Raw genomic sequence first — 18,526 nt, 5'->3', positions numbered from 1 at the left:
ATCCATAACATAAAATAGAAAGGGAGAAATAATATGGAAAATGAAGTAAACATAGAAAAATGTCCAATAGACATAGCCCTAACCATAATTAACAAGAAATGGGTAATCTTAATAATTAGAGACATGTTCTTTGGAAAAAAACATTTCAACGAATTCAAAGAAAACAAACCACAACTATCCAACAAAGTATTATCAAACTGCCTAAAAGATATGGAAAATAATGGTTTAATAAAAAGAAATGAAGATGAAAATTCAAACATAACATACGAACTAACAGAAAAAGGCTTAGCATTAAACAAAGTACTATATGAACTAGTACGATTCACATTATACACTGACTTAAACAATACATACTACAATCGAGAAAATCAGCAAAAAGTCGAAGATCTATTCAAAAAAGTACTTAAAATAAAATAAAACAAACAAATTCCAATAATTATTTCATATATATCACCCCCAACAAAACAACTTAAGAAAAAAGATTAAACGAGATGAATATAATAAAATGATTACTAAAAAAGAATGTTTAGAACAAATACGCGAAGTTATTGATGGAGTACTCAGCACAGTTGATGAAAATGGCAATAGTCAAAGCAGAATCATTGATATCATGCATATTGACGAAGACACCATTTACTTTTTAACTGCACGAGGAAAAAACGTTTATAAAGAACTAATTAATCACCCACAGATAAGCTACGTGAATTTAAAAGATAACAAATCTGTAAGAATTAATGGTATAGCAAAAAAATTAGACGACCAAAAAAAGTGGATTGACCTGATGTTTGAAGAAAATCCTTTTATGAACAATGTATACCCAGGAGAAAGCAGATACATTCTTGAACCATTCAAAGTAGTTAGTGGAGAAATAGAATATTTTGATTTAACTCAAAAACCCATATTTAGACAAAATTTTAAAATCAACAATGGGACGATAAGTGAAAAAGGATACCTGATTACAGAAAAATGTATCGAATGTAGATTATGTGCAAAAATATGTCCTCAGAAAATAATAAACGAAGGAAAACCCTACACCATATCTAAAGAAAATTGTTTACATTGCGGACTATGTTATGAAAACTGTCCTGCAAAAGCAATAAAAATCTTAAACAAATAAAAATAGAAACAATACAATATGGAAATAACATAACAATAACAGGAACATTCACTGATGCTGATGGAAACCCAAGAACAAACAACAAACTAAACATAAACATCAACGGCAAAACAGGAAGTACAATTACAGATAAAAATGGTACATACACCTTCACAAGAAAGTAATAACCGATTACACAAGTGATACTAAAGAACTACTGGCTAATAAAATCAAAACACCAAACGGACAAGCACAATACAATAAGAGAATACCAATAATCGAACCACAATTCGCATACAACAAACACACACTAAAATACAGACAATACCACCATACTAGGACTAAACAACGCAAAAATACAACAAACACTCACGACCACAGCACAAAACATAGCAAAAATAACAACATAGAACAAAAAGAACAAACAAACAACAAAAAAATAATAAATCCAAATTAAAAAACTAGAATAAAAAGTAAATGATAAATTAGTGTCAAGGGACAATTATTCTAAAACCCAAAAATTGTTGCACACTCCCTATTTTTTTTTTCTTAAATAATTCTAGTGATAGTATAAAGTTGGAAGAATTTTCTCTTTTTGAATTTGTTTAAAGAATCTTAAATAGATGACTTTATAATTTATCTTTATTAGGATATTTTCGTAGATATATTGATATTTATCATAAAAAGTGATGTTAAGATATTATTGTTTTTTAATCCCCAAATGATTTTTATAATAATTTAATCATGAGTAACACTCTTATGGGTTAATATAATTACAGTAGTTAAAGATAGTGTTACAGACAAAGATGACTTTTATATATAATGTCATTTAGAGATGAATAAAATTTGTCTATTTCAATGATTTATTATTAACTTATAATATTAAGAAATTATTATAAAATCAATGCCGAGCACATCCAAAAGTGCTCTTTATATCAGGACGAAATATATTTACAATCGTGTAAGCTTAAAATGTTTTTTAAAGTCAATAATATTCAAATCTATTTATAATAGTTAAAATAATAATTCATATACATTTTAACAGGTATATTCAGAGTTTATTACCTAAATACAATTGTTTAATTAGAATCATGATATAATACCCATAACTAGTTAAATATAAATGTTAGTACATGATGATTCTATAAAAAAATCAACCATTTTGATAATAATTAAGTAACTACGAAAATGTTGCTTTGAAAGTTATTGGATAATGGATGAATAATTCTGTTAAATAACAATAAAATACCTTATAATTAATTAATGTTGAAATAAATATATATTAATAATTTATTTAAAACTTTAAATAATAGTGATTAAAATGTTAGTCTATGAAGATGTTAAGTCTAATTTTATGTCTGCAGTTAGGAATGATACTATTGCTGATGATATTTTAGAAAATTTTGAGGAAAAATTGGGTCATACTACTGGTCGAGCTGAGATTCGTTCTTGGGAAAATTCTATGCAGTATATGTATAAGGTTTTGGATGATGATAATATTCCTGAGGATGCTGGTGTTGCTATTGAGTTTAATATTCCTACCACTAGTAAGCGTATTGATTTTATGTTATCTGGGTTTACTAAAGAGAATTTGCCTTCTGTTGTTATTGTTGAGTTGAAGCAGTGGGAGGATGCGGATAAGGTTGAGGGTATGGATAATATTGTTCGTACTTATGTTGGTAAGGGTGTTCGTGAGGTTACTCATCCGTCTTATCAGGCTTGGAGTTATGCATCCTTATTGTATGATTTTAATGAGACTGTTCAGGAGGATGATATTAGTTTGCATCCTTGTGCTTATCTTCATAATTATAAGAAAAAAGAGGATGAGCCTATATTAGATAATATTTATTCTGATACGATAGAACAAGCCCCTTTATTCCGTAGAGGAGATGCAACCAAACTCACAGATTTTATTAAAAAATACATTAAATATGGTGATAATAAGGAAATATTATATAATATAGAATTTGGAAAAATCAGACCATCCAAACGTTTACAAGACACATTAAAAAGTATGCTTGAAGGAAACAAAGAGTTTTATATGATAGATGAACAAAAGGTAGCATATGAAACAGCTTTTGACATGGTAAAACAATCTAGAAAGAAAGACAAAAAGCAAGTATTAATAGTTGAAGGTGGACCAGGTACGGGAAAATCAGTGATAGCAATAAACTTATTAGTAAATCTCACTAACCAAAACTTAACAACGTTCTATGTTACAAAAAATAGTGCTCCAAGAGAAGTATATTATAAAGAACTAAAAGGATACAAAACACAAAAATATGTGAAAAATCTATTCAAAGGATCAGATGGATTCTATGATGCAGATTACAATGAATTTGATGTATTAATCGTAGATGAAGCACATAGACTTAAAGCTAAAAGTGGAATATTCAACAACAAAGGTGAAAACCAGATTGCAGAAATAATTAATTCATCAAAAACAACCATATTTTTCATAGATGATTACCAGAAAATACACATAAAAGATATAGGTAGAGTTTCAGAAATAAGAAAAATAGCAGAAGAACAGAATTGTGAAATTAAACATATAAAATTAGTATCACAATTCAGATGCAACGGATCTGACGGATATCTTTCCTGGTTAGACCATGCTCTTCAGATTAAGGAAACAGCAAATTTTGATGGATTTGAAGATTATGAATTCAAAGTTATGGATACTCCAGAAGAAATACAAGAGATAATCTATGAAAAAAATAAGATAAACAATAAATCAAGAATGCTTGCAGGATACTGCTGGAACTGGGACAAAGACAAAAGAGATGATACAAACCATCATGATATAGTAATAGGAAACTTTGGAATGAGCTGGAACCTTGGAAATACCAGTACATGGGCTATAGATGAAAAATCAGTACAAGAAATAGGATGTGTACACACATCACAAGGACTAGAATTTGACTATGTAGGAGTAATATTAGGTGAAGACATCCGATATAAAAATGGAAAAATAATAACAGACTTCAATAAAAGAGCTAAAACAGACAGATCACTATTCGGAATAAAAACATTATATAAAGAAGACCCTGAAAAAGCTCTTGAAATATCCGAAGAAATCATCAAAAACACATACAAAACCCTCATGAGTAGAGGAATGAAAGGATGCTATATATACTGTGTAGATAAAAACTTACAACAATACTTTAAACAATTAATAGAAAAAAATAATAAAAAATAAAATATGTATAATATAAAGTACATAATTATATAAAAAGAGTATAAGTTATGACATACACAACAACAAACATAAAAGAAACAATAAAAACAATACAAAACATAAAAAATACAGACAATACAACATTAACCCTATGGTTTGAAAATGACTACATAATAGAAATAAACAAAAAAGACCAAAAAGCAATACTATACGAATTTGAACCAAACACAGAACACTACCACTACCAAGGAGAATACAAAACATTAATAGAAGACTTACAAAAAGGACACATAAAATACGGAAAAAAACACAAATATTTAGGGATGGATGTAAATTAAAAAAATGATAATACACTATAAAATCCATAATGTTTATTGAAATCTTCTTACAACCCAATATTCATTTTTAAGTTTAACCGTCACAACATAAACCATTTTATAGATTATACAAAACAATACTTCTATGAACTAACATACAAATATTTCATTGACAAATATGAATTTTAACACAAAAAATGCATTCATTTTTCACACAGATGAAGATACAATAACAAGGATATGTTGAATTAGATTTCATCAAGGAATTAGAGAAAATACAGGTTATCATTACCTGCACCAAAAAGGTATGAACTACATTAAAAACATTCAAATAAATATTGAAGAATTACATTTGGATTATTTTCCATATTCAATTCAAAAATAATAATTGAAATGAATGATATTTTATTTTTTGAATTAATGTTATTTTGAATTAAAATCGTCTAATATCATATTTATCTTTTTTATTTCATCATCACGGTTGTAATATTCTAAAATGTATCCAAAATCCTTTAATTTTTTGATTTTTATATTAGATAATATTAAATAACCCAATATCTTCTCTGATATTGATTTTGCTAAATTCCTATCACTTTGCTCTATGATGTCAAATTTAAATTCATGTACATATTCATTTCGTTTTTTTTCAACGTATTTAATTTGTTCATATACACTTTCAGGATAACCTGTAATTATTAAAATATTTTTCATTAGTTTAATTAATTTTTCATTTTTAATATCCTCACCCATACTGTCTTTAATTATTCTTTCACTCAGTGACCAATATTTTAAGAAGGAACTTGATAAATCATCTTCAATCGATGCTAAATGATATAAGCTCAAATATATTTTTAATTCTTTTGATATGTGTTTATTCTTAAATTTTTCAATAAAAATTTCTTTAATTGATATTTTTTCTTTAGAAAAAGAAAGATCGAGATGTTCTAAACGATAACTTAGATAATCATAATGTTCTATAAATTCATTATTCACACGAACAACTTTCAATAAAATATTAAAATCTATTAATTTATATCTGTCTTGAAAATTATTTGAGAGAATTTTAGTAGTTTTATTATAATTATTTATTAAAGTTAAAAATCCTAAAAATCCATAAATATCATCAAATGATAAACCATATTGATAATCTAAATCCTTACCATTTGATTTATGTGAAATAATAACTTCATTTTTATAATTTTCATCTAGATTTAACTCTTTATTAGATTTATTCATTAAATATCTTTCTATACATTCAAATTCAAAAATTTTTAAATTAAACAGTTTAAGTGTTTCATCAAAAAGATTATCAATTTTCCTATTATCTATGTTCGTAAAATAAATAAATTCAAACTCAGTTTTATTTAAAGAATTTTTATACTCATCATATTCTCTATTTAAAATAAATATAAAATATTTATTTCTTGAACTTTTAGGCTTATTTTTTAATTCATACGCTGTATTTAATGGAAAAGATTTCTCCCAAGAATATAATGTTATTTTATCATTTTTGGCAACATCTTTTAATTTGGAATATCTATCCATATAATTCCAAAACAATATAACATAATTTTCTATTAAAGGAGTATACTCAAATCCATCATTAGTCTTTTTTAAATTAGTGATTAAGTAATCTAAAATTTTTTCAAATTCATGATTAATTGTTATTTCAATCTTTGAATTTAAAATTCTACCACATTGATCACAGTAGTATGCTTTCTCGCGAATTTTATTATTACAGTACCGACACCTTTTTATTTCAATCATCAACATAGATTATTAATATTTTTCTTCAAAAAACGTTTCATATAATAACTTTTTGAATTCTTCAGATATTTCATATCGTGGTTTATCATTTAATTCATATAACTTTCCTTTATAAAATAATTGATTATCTTTAACATAATTATAATCTAAATGAAAAACTCCATTAATGTTGTTATCTGTAAATTCAAAAATTCCCTTCTGATTTTCATATTCATTATGAATACCATAAATTGATTCATGGTACCTGAAATGATACGAACCATATAAAACATAGTATAAAGGTAACGGATTCTTTATATTACTATTATGATATTGATTTTGATATTTTTTATTCAATACATTAAACGGTTTATATTTTATTCCTTCAAAAGAAACAAAATTGCTACGATTATAGTTAGTGACACTATCTAATTTTAAATTAGCTATTTCAATATAAATTTTTTCACGTTTATATTTGACACAAAGATCAATATTAGTGATATTTTCATTTTCATTTAGAGGATAAATTTTAGATTCTAACTCAATATCAAAGTTTTTAATTAAACACCCAACTACTGCAATTTCACATAATACATCCTTTGCTCCATTAATATTAGAAATTTTACCTTTTTTAATAGTTATATTATTATCATTTAAATTTTTAAAAATTAATTCCCATTTTCTCTGTTTTTTGATATAATATTCCTTATAATCACCTATTTTTTTGGGATGTTTAAAAAATATTTGAACTAAAGGATGAGGATCATACTTATTTTTTTTCAAAGACTTACGTAAAATATCACCCATAAACAGATTAGTATTTGGGTATATCTTTAAACATTCATTTAAATCTTCAATATTTTTCGGTTCGTAATAAAGAATTCTGTCTATAGTGTATAATATAGAATAATCTGGATCTTCGTGTTTTTTAACATCATTAATATTAATATTTTTTTCTTTACCAATTTCAGTAAGTATTTCTTCAACAAAATCATTATCTTCAAAACTTATTACTTTTAATAAAACCAAAACAATTTTATCAAAATCATCCGATGATTTATGTATTCTAATCCATTTCATAATGTCTTCTTTGGATTGAAAAATAGAATTTATGTGATTTTCACAATCATCTTCAGTAAGTTGGTAATTTTTTAATTTTTCATTTAGTTCATGCAATATTCTATCTTTTTCTGATGTGGATAATTTGACATTATCATATATTAATTGTTTATAAGTATTAATGTTTAAAATAATAATTTCCAAAAATTTCTTTGAGTTAAATTCACATAACTTTTCTTGAATATCATAAAGCATTTGACTATTATCAAAATCATAATGTTTGTCATTGTATTTATCTAAAATAGCATATGATTTAAATAATAAGTCTTCATTTATTTTAAAATGACTGTATAAACTATTAAATATATATTTAGTTGAAAAAAGAGGATTATTTGAATTTAATTTTTCAGTGACTTTTTTAAAAATTTCTTCGTTATTACCCATAGATAAAATTAAACAATTAACATAATTATCATAATTATCTTCAAGTACACAATCTTCTAAATCAAGAAGAATATCTTCTTTAATAGAAAAATTATTTTTTAAAGATAAATTCAAAATTTCAATAGAACATTTTTGGATATTGACATTCTTCTTAAAAATATTTGTATAAATTTCTTTGTTAAGTAAAGAAGTATTATTAAATAAATAAAAACCAAATAAAATTTGAGGTTGATAATATTTACCTAAAGAATATTCATAAAATTCATATATTAAATCCGGATTTTTATTAACATATTCTTGAATAAGATCTATAAAATTAAATTCATAAAAGAAAATATCATTAAAACTTACTTTTTCAATCATTTCACAAAATAATTTAATAAATCGAATATTTGTAGAAAATAATCTCGTGTTAATATAGTTTATAGTTTTTGTAAAATCAAATACTCTTAAATATATTATTTCTTCTAAAATATCAAATAATTTCTGATTATTCATGCTTTTAAGACTATTGAATCTACAATCATCTAATTCTTTATCAGAAAATATTTTTAAATTCATTCATTAACACCTTATTTTAGTAATTATTATACTCTAAATCTTATAAAAAACATAATTTTCCATATTTTAAAAACAAATTTAATATTTTCTCATACTTTATATTTTACAATTTTGATAACTAACATTCAATACTTATTATAAATCACATATTATTTATTATTTATTTTGTGTTCTTTATGCTTTAAAACCAGTTATCCTTTATTCATAACTTATCATTAAGTGAGATTTTAAGTCGTTATTAAAATAATATTTTTAATCAAGTAGATTGTTAATTTTGATCATGAATATTTATTTATTATAGATAGATTAATGAATAATCTTCTTTTATTTTTTCATTCTCTATACTTAAATTAAACGAATGACATTTTTATATCTTTTTCTTCTATCAGATAATAACTAAATGTTTTCATAAATAAGAAGTATAGAATCTTTATTTCTTATTTTAATGATGTAAGTAAGCACTTGCAGTCGAAAATCTTTATATAAGAACCAATTCAAACTAATTAGTAGAGATGGAAAAGAAAAACACCCATCAGAAACATTATATTGTAGTGGTGAAGGATAATGAACCTAAAAAACATATTAATAATCGGATTAATCTTACTAGCTGCAGGCTCACTTATAGCAGCAGTCAATGCAGCCAGTAATGTGAACATAAACGGTGAAAACCTAAAAGTACTTAACGGATTTAAACCATATGAAAGCGATGTAGACACAACACACATGGACGAAGACGGCCTTGACGTAGAAGACATAGATGGAACAAGAGTAGACAACAAAGTAACACGTGAATACATAAACAGTAACGGTGACAAACTAGAACTAACAGTAGGAGTACTAAACAACGGCAAACCAATACAAGCACTAAACGCATACAGCTACACCAAAAAAGTAATCAATGGCAAAGATGGATACTACAAAACCGAGATGGATGACGGAAGACAACAATACAAATTCCAATACATCAAAGACGGAAAACTAGTAAAAATAGAAGCACCAACAGAAGACAGCATCAGCAAAGTAATGACATAAAAATTAAAAATAACAGGAAATTTGCATACGGAAGCTGAGCAAAGATTCCTGCAAACAGATTTACACTTAATCCTTCAAGACCTGCTGCAAAAGCAAATATGAGTGTTGAAATACTTGTCACCACAGTTAGAATAACAATCCAAACCAAAAACATTTACATTTATATATCATAATCTATATAATATACCTAACGAACGGTAGGTAGTAAATATGAATACTAAAGAAAAGATTTTTGAAGTATCTCTTGATTTATTTTCAAAGAAAGGGTATGATTCAGTTTCCCTTAGAGAAATTGCTGAAGAAGTAGGAATTAAAAAAAGTTCGATATATAGTCATTACTCCTCCAAAGAAGCAATACTTATGGACATATTCGACTATTTAACCAATATTTTTGAATATGATGAGATGCTCAATAGTAAAGATTTGGATTTGAATGCAAACAATGAAATACTGCTTCAAAATCCAGAAAAGTTTTATCATAAAGGTTCCGAAGCCATGAAGGAAATGTTCTCACAAGAAAAGAACCTTAAAATCTGGAAACTGTTATTCATTCAGATGCACCATAACGATGCAATCAGGAAATTTTTCCAAGATGAGATTCTTGCCAAGCCCCTTTTGTTTTGGGAGGGATTTTTCACCATTTTAAAAGAAAATCACATAATTCGCCCAGAATGCGATCCAAAGCTATTAGCAAAGGAATATTACAGTTTTCCAATTTATCTGATTTTGGAAATCTGTGTGGAATATGAGGATATTCCCCAAAGTTCTCTGGAGGATTTCTTTAACCAAGCAGAAGAGCATGCTAATTTCCTACTTGAATGTGTGAAGGTGAATTAAATGGATTTTGATATTCAAGATTATCTGGCCAAGGGTGTTGAAATCATCATGAAAGATGCAATGCGTGCAACACTAAAAAATCCAAAAGAAAGTTTATTTTTGATTAAGTTTTCAAAGTATGCAAAAAAAGCTACTAAAATCAGACAAAAGTATGATAAAAAAGGTAAAAACATTCCAGCTTTCTTGATAGCAAGCATTACAAGCAGTTGCAACCTGCACTGCACAGGATGTTATTCACGTGCACATGATGCATGTAATGACGGCAAGCCACAAAATCAACTTACAGATGATGAATGGGAAAACATATTCAAGCAGGCAAAGGAACTTGGAATAAGTTTCATTGTTCTTGCAGGTGGTGAACCAATGCTTAGAAGAGATGTCATACTAAAAGCCAGCAGATATCATGAAATTCTGTTTCCCATATTTACCAATGGCACCATGTTGGATGAAGAGTATTATGATCTGTTAGATAAAAATAGAAATCTAGTTCCAATTTTATCAATAGAAGGAAATGAAGAAATAACAGATTTTAGAAGAGGAAAAGGTGTTTATAGGCAATTAATTGATTCAATGGAATATATGAGAAAAAATAATGTCATCTTTGGAGCTTCACTCACATTTACAAAATGGAATTTGCCAACTATACTTTCAAATGAGTATATTCGTCAATTACATGATTTTGGATGCAAAGTATTATTTTTCATCGAATATGTCCCTGTTGATGCAGATACTGTAGATTTAGCCCCTAGTAATGAGGAGAGGGAATTATTATTGGATAGAATTAATTGTTTGCGTCAGAAATATTCTGACATGATATTTCTTTCATTTCCAGGAGATGAAAAGACATCAGGAGGATGTCTTGCAGCAGGAAGGGGATTTTTCCATATTAACTCACATGGTGGTGCTGAACCATGTCCCGCTTCACCATACTCCGATGTTAATGTCAAGGATGTATCCCTTATTGAAACTTTGAATTCAAACTTGTTTAAGTCATTAAGGGATGGAGATATTCTGATGGATGATCATGATGGTGGCTGTGTGTTGTTTGAGCATAAAGATGAAGTTGAAAGGATTTTGAACAGATGAATATTTAAAAATCAAATAATGTTGATCGCTTTGGTTCAATATATCTTATTACTTCTGTATCAATTAGATTATCATTTTCTTTAAGGTGTCCAAGCAATAATGGTGATTTCTCATAATGCAGTTTTATAACATTTTTGGGAATTTCAGGTTTTCGGTTGGCGTAGCAATATTTACATTCACTTAAACAGGAATTATAAGCCCCTATGTCTCTTGATGGAATTCAGTGACAGTTTTGTCTAATTCCGGTTCCTTTTACATTTTTATAAACTACATTGTGTGCCTGTTCTAATATTTCCCTTGTTGTACATCCTGCAGTATGAATATTATATTTTTCATAACTTTCATTTGTTGCACATGATTGAATAAACAGATTATACTTCCTGGATATATCACCGATTCCCTTCAATAGTCTAACCTTGTCAGATTCACTGAATGGAATTATCTCTGGCATGTTCTCTTCCACTTTCCTGTACATGTCAACAAAGCTGAAGATGCATCTGTAAACCAGTGGTGAAATTCTTTCGGCCATATATTCAAATGTTTCCAGATGTTTTTCAACAGTATATTTTTCAGTAAGAAGTATCGGATCATATCTCCAGAGAATCTTATTGCTACCAACAATATCAGATAATCTTTTCAACGTTTTAATAGATTGATTTATTGACGGGACTTTAGGTTCTATGTCCTTGCCATATGCAGTAATCGTGTAGTTGCACATGGTTGTTTATCTCTATTTTTAAGCTTTTTTTAGGAGTTTTTATTCTTTTTGGATATATTGTTTTTTGATATGGTGGGTGTGTTGTTGTGTTTTTTATACACTTTTTTTAGTGTATGTTTTTTGTTCATTTTGTGTTCGTGTTTTGTGTATTTTTTTAATATTGGTTAGAATTTTTAATGGGGCATGATGATTATGGGGTGGGAATATTAATCTAACTTTGTGGTGGTTTTTAGCATGGATGAATTTTTGTTTCGTTATATGCAAGCATAGCGAAAAAGTATTTAATTATCTTTTTTTAGAACACAAACAAACATTTTTTATAAATAACCATTTATAACCTTTATTTCTTATTTTAACGATGTAAGTAAGCACTTGCAGTCGAGAATCTTTATATAAGAACCAATACAGACTAATTAGTAGAGATGGGAAAGAAAAACACCCATCAGAAACATTATATTCTAGTGGTGAAGGATAATGAACCTAAAAAAACATATTAATGATCGGATTAATACTAATAGCTGCAGGATCACTCATAACAGCAGTCAACGCAGCAGAAAACGTGAACATAAACGGTGAAAACCTAAAAGAACTAGACAGCTTCAAAGCATACGAAAATGATGTAGACACAACACACATGGACGAAGACGGCCTGGATGTAGAAGACATAGACGGAACAAGAGTAGACAACAAAGTAACAAGAGAATACATAAACGGTGACGGTGACAAACTCGAACTAACAGTAGGAGTACTAAACAATGGCAAACCAGTACAAGCACTAAATGCTTACGGCTACGCTAAAAAATCAATAGCTGGAAAAGATGGATTCTTCAAAACTGAAATGGATGATGGTAGACAACAATACAAATTCCAATACCTAGAAAACGGAAAATTAGTAAAAATTGAAGCACCAACTGAAGACAGTATCAGCAAAGTAATGGCATGAAAAGAGTATTTTCCTCCCCCCTTTTCCTCCCATTAAAAAAAATATATATGTGGTGTTGATGATGATATTAACAATTTTATCAGAATATTATAATTTCTTTTAATACTTATTATGGATAATAATCCATTTATTATTAATTAATAGAATAAGATAAATTTATTCGGAAAAAAAATTTTTAATCCCCCTTGTTTAGTCACAATCTAAAGACTATTTTAAGAAACACATGAATAAAACTCCTAAGATAATAGAAAAGAAATTGGAGGTTAAACAATTACTAACTTCAATAAATTATTTTTTTTAGGATGTTTTAGAATACTGGTTTTACTATTACTATTATTCCTAAGCTTTTTGAGTTATGAATTTCATTTTTTTGTTATATGAGATATAACGAACAACTTTTTAACAAAATGTTCTTAAAACAGCTTAAATTACTAAATAACTCCTAAAATTTTATAAATAATAAAAAAAATAGATTGTAATTAGTGGTTAATTGTACCATTATCCTAAAAGATGCAACTGACTGGGAAAGTAGTGTATTGTTAGAATAATATTTTTTTTCAGGAGATAACATATATTTCCTGTTAAATATTTTTTTATGGTATCTGTGTCATGTAATAAAAATAGCCTGGTTTTCCACTCTAAATATGACCCAGTAGTTGAACAATGCATAGAAGCTTATTTTCTTTCTTCTATGATCTAGCAGGAGGTGATTACTATGTTAGACATAGTAGTACTAATAATAGTACTACATATGCCAACATTTGTATCTGTTATAAGATACTTATGTTGTATAATAACATTGTTTTCATTTAACAACTTCTAATAAACATGAAAACATGTTAGGTTAGTGGATATTCTAAGGCTATTATTAATTGACAAGATGCCTAGAATAGTTATGTATTCCACGTTACATAATGGTTTGTAACCTCTGTTATATATAACTATTCTATTTTAATTATTTTATTTTAACCATACTCATGTTTTAATTATTATTTTATTTCTTTTTCTAAGTATAACGAACAACTTTTTAAAAAAATGTTCTTAAATAGTTTAAATTCTATAATAATCCATAAAAGTTTAATAATAAAAATAATACATAATAATTAGTGGTTAGTTATACCATTATCCTTAAAGATGCAACCAACTGGAAAAGTAGTGTATTGTTAGAAAAAATATATAGGAAATTAAATTATAAATTTCCTATTTAATATTTTTTTAAAATTTAATTATGGAATCTGTGTCATGCAAAAAAAAATAGTCCTGTTTTCCACTCTAAATATGGGCTTCGTAGTTGAACAATGCATATAATCTTATTTTCTTTCATCTATAATCTAGTAAAAGATGATTACTATGTTAGACATAGTAGTACTATGTGCAGTACTACTACATATGCCAACATTTGTATCTATTATAAGATACTTATGCTTGTAAATAACATTGTTTTCATTTAACACTTTCTAACAACATGAAAACATGTTAGTTTAGTGGATATTCTAGAGCTATTATTAATTGACAAGATGCCTAGAATAGTTATATATTCCAATTAATAGTTTGTAACTTATACTATATATAATTTTATTCTTTAGATTGGTTTATTTTAATCATGTTCATTCCACCACTACTCATTTTTTCATTTTTCAATATATAACGAACAACTTTTTAAAAAAATGTTCCTAAATATGTTTAAAAGTAAAATAACTCATAAAACTTCATAAATAAATCATAAATAGTGATTTAGAATAAAATATTTTTTTTATATGATAACTTAACGTTGTTATATCCAAGTTAAATAATATATAACTATTTGAGAAAACAGTCAACCAAATGAAAAGATTAATTTAAGATATGAATTTTCTATGTGAATTTTTTACATTGCTTTGATTAACCATTGCATAACCCATTGTGGTATCAATTTGAACATAACCCAATAACTTTTGTACATGTTCAATATACATTCCTTTATCAATAGCCATAGTTGCTAATGTTCTTCTAAACTTATGTGGATGCACTCTCTTATTTATATTTGATTTAACACCTAATTCCCTAATCCTTGTTTCCACACCAGTAATGCCAAGACGTTCATGTGGTTTGTTTAATGTAACAAATAATGCAGGATTATTATCTTTTCTTGAATGTATGTAATCTAATAAATGAATTTTTGTACGAGCATCAAAGTATACTATTCTTTCACTTTCTCCTTTACCAAATACCACACATTCTCTTTCATAAAAGTCAATGTCATTAATGTTTAAATTTACTAGTTCTCCTACTCTTACACCAGTAGAGATTAATAATTCAACCATTGCCAAATCCCTTTTTTCAATACAGGCATCTCTTATTTTTTCCAAGTCTTCATCTGTTAGGGTGTCTTTGATTACACGTCCTTGTTTTACTTTATGTATTCTTTTAACAGGGTTCTTAATAATGTAATCTTCTTCTTCAAGCCAAGAAAAAAAACTTGAGAATATTCTACGTATATTATCTAATGTAACTTTTGAAGAATTTCGTTCTTTCCTATGATTTGATAAAAATTCTCTAAGATCATCAGTAGATACATTTAACACATCTTTATTAACTTTATTTAACATATAATTGATAGTAGTTTTATAATAAGCTACTGTTTTTTTAGAACATCCTTCAACTTGTTTTGCTGATAAAAATAGATTTAACAATTTAGAATTATGTTCTACATAATTATTATCATCAAATTTTTTCAATTCAATATGTTTTACATTATCAAAACAATCCAATAATGATTTTAATAACAAATTCTGCTGTTTCATATTTAAATAAGGTTTCATACTACTTTGTATATCATTAATTAATTTAGTCTTCATAAATTACTATGTGTAAAAAACTATGCAATAAATATACTATAATAAACAAAAGTTATTGTTTATTATATTGTTTATATTTTTAGGGGGGGGTTTTTTGGTTTTTTTTATGGTTTATTTGTTCTTTTTGGTGTATGTGGTTTTGTTAGTGGTTTGTAATATGTTTGTAAGTTTCTTATTTTTCTATTTTGGTTGTATCCTTCTTGTTTTGCTTTAATTGGTTATATTATTTATTTTTAGGTGGATAACTATATATATGTGTTGTTTTATATTATTATTCATGTTTTTAAGGTGTGATGGTTCTTGTCATGCTATTAGAAATGTTTAAATGTTAGTTAATTTATTATAGGATGGGAGGTTAATCTTATGAAATTGAAATCAGTTGTTATTTTAGGATTATTCTTATTTGCGCTTTGTGGTTTTTCAGCTGTTTATGCTGATACATTTGTTGTTGGTAATTCGAGTTTTTCGTTGCCTGATGGTTATATGCTTCAGGAAAGTGGTAATCAGGTGATTCTTTCGAATGATGAGTATGTGATGACGATGTATGAAGGTCCGATTATTGATACAAATAGGGCGAGAACTAATCGTATTAACAGTGGTTATATGTTGATGGGGGAACGGAATTATACGTTTGGTAAGGCTAAAATTAATCAGCAGAATTATAGGAAGGATGGTATTATTTCGTGTGTTTATACGGTTAAAAAGTATGGTCAATCGTATATTATTACTTTGAATTTGTATGATAATCAGACTGTGCCTGAGTATGAAGATAATCCTGTTACTATGATTATTGATACTTTAGAACCTAATAAGTAGTACCATAATATTATTTTTTTTTATTTAATTATTTTTTTTATATAACAATTAAGGGTGTGTATCTAGTGAAAAGTAGAAATTTGATGATTGTATTGTTGATTTTATTGTTTTTGTTGGTTCCAGTAACAATTGCGGGGGATGGAGACTATAAAATTCCTAGTGTTGTTAAAGATGTAACAGTAAATAATGATGGATCAGTACATATCTCCGAGAAGATAGTTTATGATATTGAGGGAAGTGTTAACGGAGTATACAGGAATATACCTTTAACTGGCAGGCAATCTGTGAGGAACATCTCGGTTAAAACTCCCGGTTACTATAATACGTTGGAAGTTGATAGAAATGATAATAGTACCATATTAAGGGTATGGTTATATGAGGATAAGGATAAAACACGAAAAACAGAAAATGCTAAGGTGGAAGTTACCTATGATTACACCATACGTAAGGGTGTGAAAGTATATAATGACATTGCAGAAATGCAGTACATGACATGGGGAAGTGAGTGGAATTCAAAAGTAGATAGTATGGAATCAAACATCCACGTACCGGGCACAAAAAATGATATAGAATACTGGAACAATCCGGAGGATAATGTAGTATCAAGTCAGTGGACAAGTGATGATACATTAACAGTTAAACTTGAAAATATTGATGCACATACCTCATTTGAACAAAGAATTTTAATGCCCAAAAATTATATTAAAAACACAACTTTTGCTCAGGTAATACATGTTGATGCAAAACAAAGGATAGAAGATGATCAGAGAAAGTATGAGGAAGAACATAATAAACAAAATATTATAGTTACTCTTGCATGGACAATACTGGGTTTACTGTTATTAGTACCCTTCGGAATATACTGGTTTTTTGGAAGAGAACCAAAAATTGAATACAATGCAGAATACGAGTATGACCTGCCGAGTGATGCAACACCACTACAGGTAAACATATTAATAAATGGGAATGTGGGAGTTATAACAGATGATGCGATGTATGCAACAATTCTTGACCTGATTAACAGGAAATACTTTAAAATAGTGGTGAATGATAGGGACAATACGATTATCAGACAAACTAGTAAGGACATGGGCCACTTACGTGAATATGAGTTGTCATTAATTGATTTTTTATCCTCGTTTGCTCAGGATGGTGATATATCAATAGGTTATGTGGGCAGACGATCACACTATCATCAATTCCAGAGATTCAGTGCCAAATGGTATAAACAGGCACGTGAAGAAACATCAGACACATGGATAAAACAGTACTTTGATGACAGAGGCTCAAATCTCTTATTGTACTGTGGAATAATGTATTGGATATTGTTTATCCTAACGATAATTGGAATGGAATTTATGCTGATACCAGCTTATTTGACAACATTAGCACTTGTTTCAATGATTGTTTTCATGATAGGTGCCGTACTGCTCTTTATTGTACCGAACACTGTTCCGGGAAGATGGACATCGGAGGGAAAGGAATTTTATGACAAATGGAAAAACTTTGAAAAATACATAAAAGATTATAGTCTGATAAAGGAAAGGCCACCATCATCAGTACAGGTATGGGGAAAATACCTTGTATACGCTTCGGCACTAGGCTGTGCCGACAGGGTAACAAAAAACATGAAACAATACTTTAAGTCAGTGAATATTGCTGAAGATACATTCACGGACAGCAGTGCAGTATCATTTGCTTACTATAATGGATTTGCTCATGTGGAATCATCATTCAACACATTATCAGAATCTGAAAGTGATTCAAGTGGATCAATAGGAAGCAGTGGCAGTGGAGGATTTGGTGGCGGAGGTGGAGGAACCTTCTAAAAAAAAATCCTCCTCAAAATTACAATA

At 27.7% G+C, this 18,526-nt stretch carries 14 protein-coding genes; 10 read left to right on the top strand and 4 right to left on the bottom strand.

All coding sequences use genetic code 11. From position 1 onward, the window contains the following. Positions 1 to 33: 33 nt before the first annotated feature. From PXD04_RS23270 to PXD04_RS23255, 4 genes are all read left to right on the top strand, one after another. Positions 34 to 417 (top strand): helix-turn-helix domain-containing protein, encoded by a 384-nt coding sequence (locus tag PXD04_RS23270; RefSeq protein ID WP_323737622.1) that lies wholly within the window; start codon positions 34 to 36, stop codon positions 415 to 417. 88 nt (positions 418 to 505) lie between these two features. After that, a complete protein-coding gene (locus PXD04_RS23265) occupies positions 506 to 1,117 on the top strand; it encodes a 4Fe-4S binding protein (RefSeq protein ID WP_323737621.1) in 612 nt (203 codons plus the stop codon). A 1,300-nt stretch (positions 1,118 to 2,417) separates the two neighbouring features. After that, positions 2,418 to 4,295 (top strand): DUF2075 domain-containing protein, encoded by a 1,878-nt coding sequence (locus tag PXD04_RS23260; RefSeq protein ID WP_323737620.1) that lies wholly within the window; start codon positions 2,418 to 2,420, stop codon positions 4,293 to 4,295. Positions 4,296 to 4,342: 47 nt separating this feature from the next. Continuing rightward, positions 4,343 to 4,612, top strand: coding sequence for a hypothetical protein (locus PXD04_RS23255; protein WP_323737619.1), 270 nt, complete (start codon positions 4,343 to 4,345; stop codon positions 4,610 to 4,612). 402 nt (positions 4,613 to 5,014) lie between these two features. Here PXD04_RS23255 and PXD04_RS23250 read toward each other — a convergent pair whose 3' ends face one another. After that, positions 5,015 to 6,364 carry a hypothetical protein gene (locus tag PXD04_RS23250; protein WP_323737618.1) on the bottom strand — a complete coding sequence of 450 codons (1,350 nt, stop codon included), beginning with the start codon at positions 6,362 to 6,364 and terminating at the stop codon, positions 5,015 to 5,017. A gap of 6 nt (positions 6,365 to 6,370) precedes the next feature. After that, positions 6,371 to 8,401: a hypothetical protein gene (locus PXD04_RS23245; RefSeq protein WP_323737617.1), complete on the bottom strand. Its 2,031-nt coding sequence runs from the start codon at positions 8,399 to 8,401 to the stop codon at positions 6,371 to 6,373. Positions 8,402 to 8,965: 564 nt separating this feature from the next. On the opposite strand from PXD04_RS23245, the gene PXD04_RS23240 reads away from it, so the two are divergent. The 3 genes from PXD04_RS23240 to PXD04_RS23230 all read left to right on the top strand — a co-directional run bounded on the left by PXD04_RS23240 (position 8,966) and on the right by PXD04_RS23230 (position 11,356). Beyond that, on the top strand, positions 8,966 to 9,433 hold the full coding sequence (locus PXD04_RS23240) for a hypothetical protein (protein WP_323737616.1): 468 nt from the start codon (positions 8,966 to 8,968) through the stop codon (positions 9,431 to 9,433). A gap of 210 nt (positions 9,434 to 9,643) precedes the next feature. After that, the gene (locus PXD04_RS23235) at positions 9,644 to 10,270 is read left to right on the top strand and encodes a TetR/AcrR family transcriptional regulator (RefSeq protein WP_323737615.1); all 627 of its coding nucleotides are present in this window, start codon (positions 9,644 to 9,646) and stop codon (positions 10,268 to 10,270) included. Beyond that, positions 10,271 to 11,356 (top strand): radical SAM protein, encoded by a 1,086-nt coding sequence (locus PXD04_RS23230; protein ID WP_323737614.1) that lies wholly within the window; start codon positions 10,271 to 10,273, stop codon positions 11,354 to 11,356. It begins immediately after the preceding gene. A 220-nt stretch (positions 11,357 to 11,576) separates the two neighbouring features. Here PXD04_RS23230 and PXD04_RS23225 read toward each other — a convergent pair whose 3' ends face one another. Next, on the bottom strand, positions 11,577 to 12,074 hold the full coding sequence (locus PXD04_RS23225) for a DUF1848 family protein (RefSeq protein ID WP_323737613.1): 498 nt from the start codon (positions 12,072 to 12,074) through the stop codon (positions 11,577 to 11,579). 496 nt (positions 12,075 to 12,570) lie between these two features. Here PXD04_RS23225 and PXD04_RS23220 point away from each other — a divergent pair, with 496 nt between their 5' ends. Continuing rightward, positions 12,571 to 13,017: a hypothetical protein gene (locus PXD04_RS23220; protein WP_323737612.1), complete on the top strand. Its 447-nt coding sequence runs from the start codon at positions 12,571 to 12,573 to the stop codon at positions 13,015 to 13,017. Between the two features lie 1,838 nt (positions 13,018 to 14,855). Here the strand turns inward: PXD04_RS23220 and xerA are convergent. Next, positions 14,856 to 15,854, bottom strand: a complete 999-nt coding sequence (gene xerA / locus PXD04_RS23215) for a site-specific tyrosine recombinase/integron integrase (RefSeq protein ID WP_323737611.1) — start codon at positions 15,852 to 15,854, stop codon at positions 14,856 to 14,858. 363 nt (positions 15,855 to 16,217) lie between these two features. Between xerA and PXD04_RS23210 the strand changes: the two genes are divergently transcribed. Both PXD04_RS23210 and PXD04_RS23205 read left to right on the top strand, forming a co-directional pair. Further along, on the top strand, positions 16,218 to 16,670 hold the full coding sequence (locus PXD04_RS23210) for a hypothetical protein (RefSeq protein WP_323737610.1): 453 nt from the start codon (positions 16,218 to 16,220) through the stop codon (positions 16,668 to 16,670). Between the two features lie 65 nt (positions 16,671 to 16,735). Then, positions 16,736 to 18,499 (top strand): DUF2207 domain-containing protein, encoded by a 1,764-nt coding sequence (locus tag PXD04_RS23205; RefSeq protein WP_323737609.1) that lies wholly within the window; start codon positions 16,736 to 16,738, stop codon positions 18,497 to 18,499. Positions 18,500 to 18,526: the final 27 nt, after the last annotated feature.

Source organism: Methanosphaera sp. ISO3-F5, from assembly GCF_034480035.2.
GTDB lineage: Archaea > Methanobacteriota > Methanobacteria > Methanobacteriales > Methanobacteriaceae > Methanosphaera.
This window is presented reverse-complemented; position numbering and strand designations above follow the sequence as displayed.

Excerpts from the sequence above, each read along its gene's own strand:
- PXD04_RS23270 (WP_323737622.1), top strand. The coding sequence starts at position 34 with ATGGAAAATGAAGTAAACATAGAAAAATGTCCAATAGACATAGCCCTA.
- PXD04_RS23265 (WP_323737621.1), top strand. The coding sequence starts at position 506 with ATGATTACTAAAAAAGAATGTTTAGAACAAATACGCGAAGTTATTGAT.
- PXD04_RS23260 (WP_323737620.1), top strand. The coding sequence starts at position 2,418 with ATGTTAGTCTATGAAGATGTTAAGTCTAATTTTATGTCTGCAGTTAGG.
- PXD04_RS23255 (WP_323737619.1), top strand. The coding sequence starts at position 4,343 with ATGACATACACAACAACAAACATAAAAGAAACAATAAAAACAATACAA.
- PXD04_RS23250 (WP_323737618.1), bottom strand. The coding sequence starts at position 6,364 with ATGTTGATGATTGAAATAAAAAGGTGTCGGTACTGTAATAATAAAATT.
- PXD04_RS23245 (WP_323737617.1), bottom strand. The coding sequence starts at position 8,401 with ATGAATTTAAAAATATTTTCTGATAAAGAATTAGATGATTGTAGATTC.
- PXD04_RS23240 (WP_323737616.1), top strand. The coding sequence starts at position 8,966 with ATGAACCTAAAAAACATATTAATAATCGGATTAATCTTACTAGCTGCA.
- PXD04_RS23235 (WP_323737615.1), top strand. The coding sequence starts at position 9,644 with ATGAATACTAAAGAAAAGATTTTTGAAGTATCTCTTGATTTATTTTCA.
- PXD04_RS23230 (WP_323737614.1), top strand. The coding sequence starts at position 10,271 with ATGGATTTTGATATTCAAGATTATCTGGCCAAGGGTGTTGAAATCATC.
- PXD04_RS23225 (WP_323737613.1), bottom strand. The coding sequence starts at position 12,074 with ATGTGCAACTACACGATTACTGCATATGGCAAGGACATAGAACCTAAA.
- PXD04_RS23220 (WP_323737612.1), top strand. The coding sequence starts at position 12,571 with ATGATCGGATTAATACTAATAGCTGCAGGATCACTCATAACAGCAGTC.
- xerA (WP_323737611.1), bottom strand. The coding sequence starts at position 15,854 with ATGAAGACTAAATTAATTAATGATATACAAAGTAGTATGAAACCTTAT.
- PXD04_RS23210 (WP_323737610.1), top strand. The coding sequence starts at position 16,218 with ATGAAATTGAAATCAGTTGTTATTTTAGGATTATTCTTATTTGCGCTT.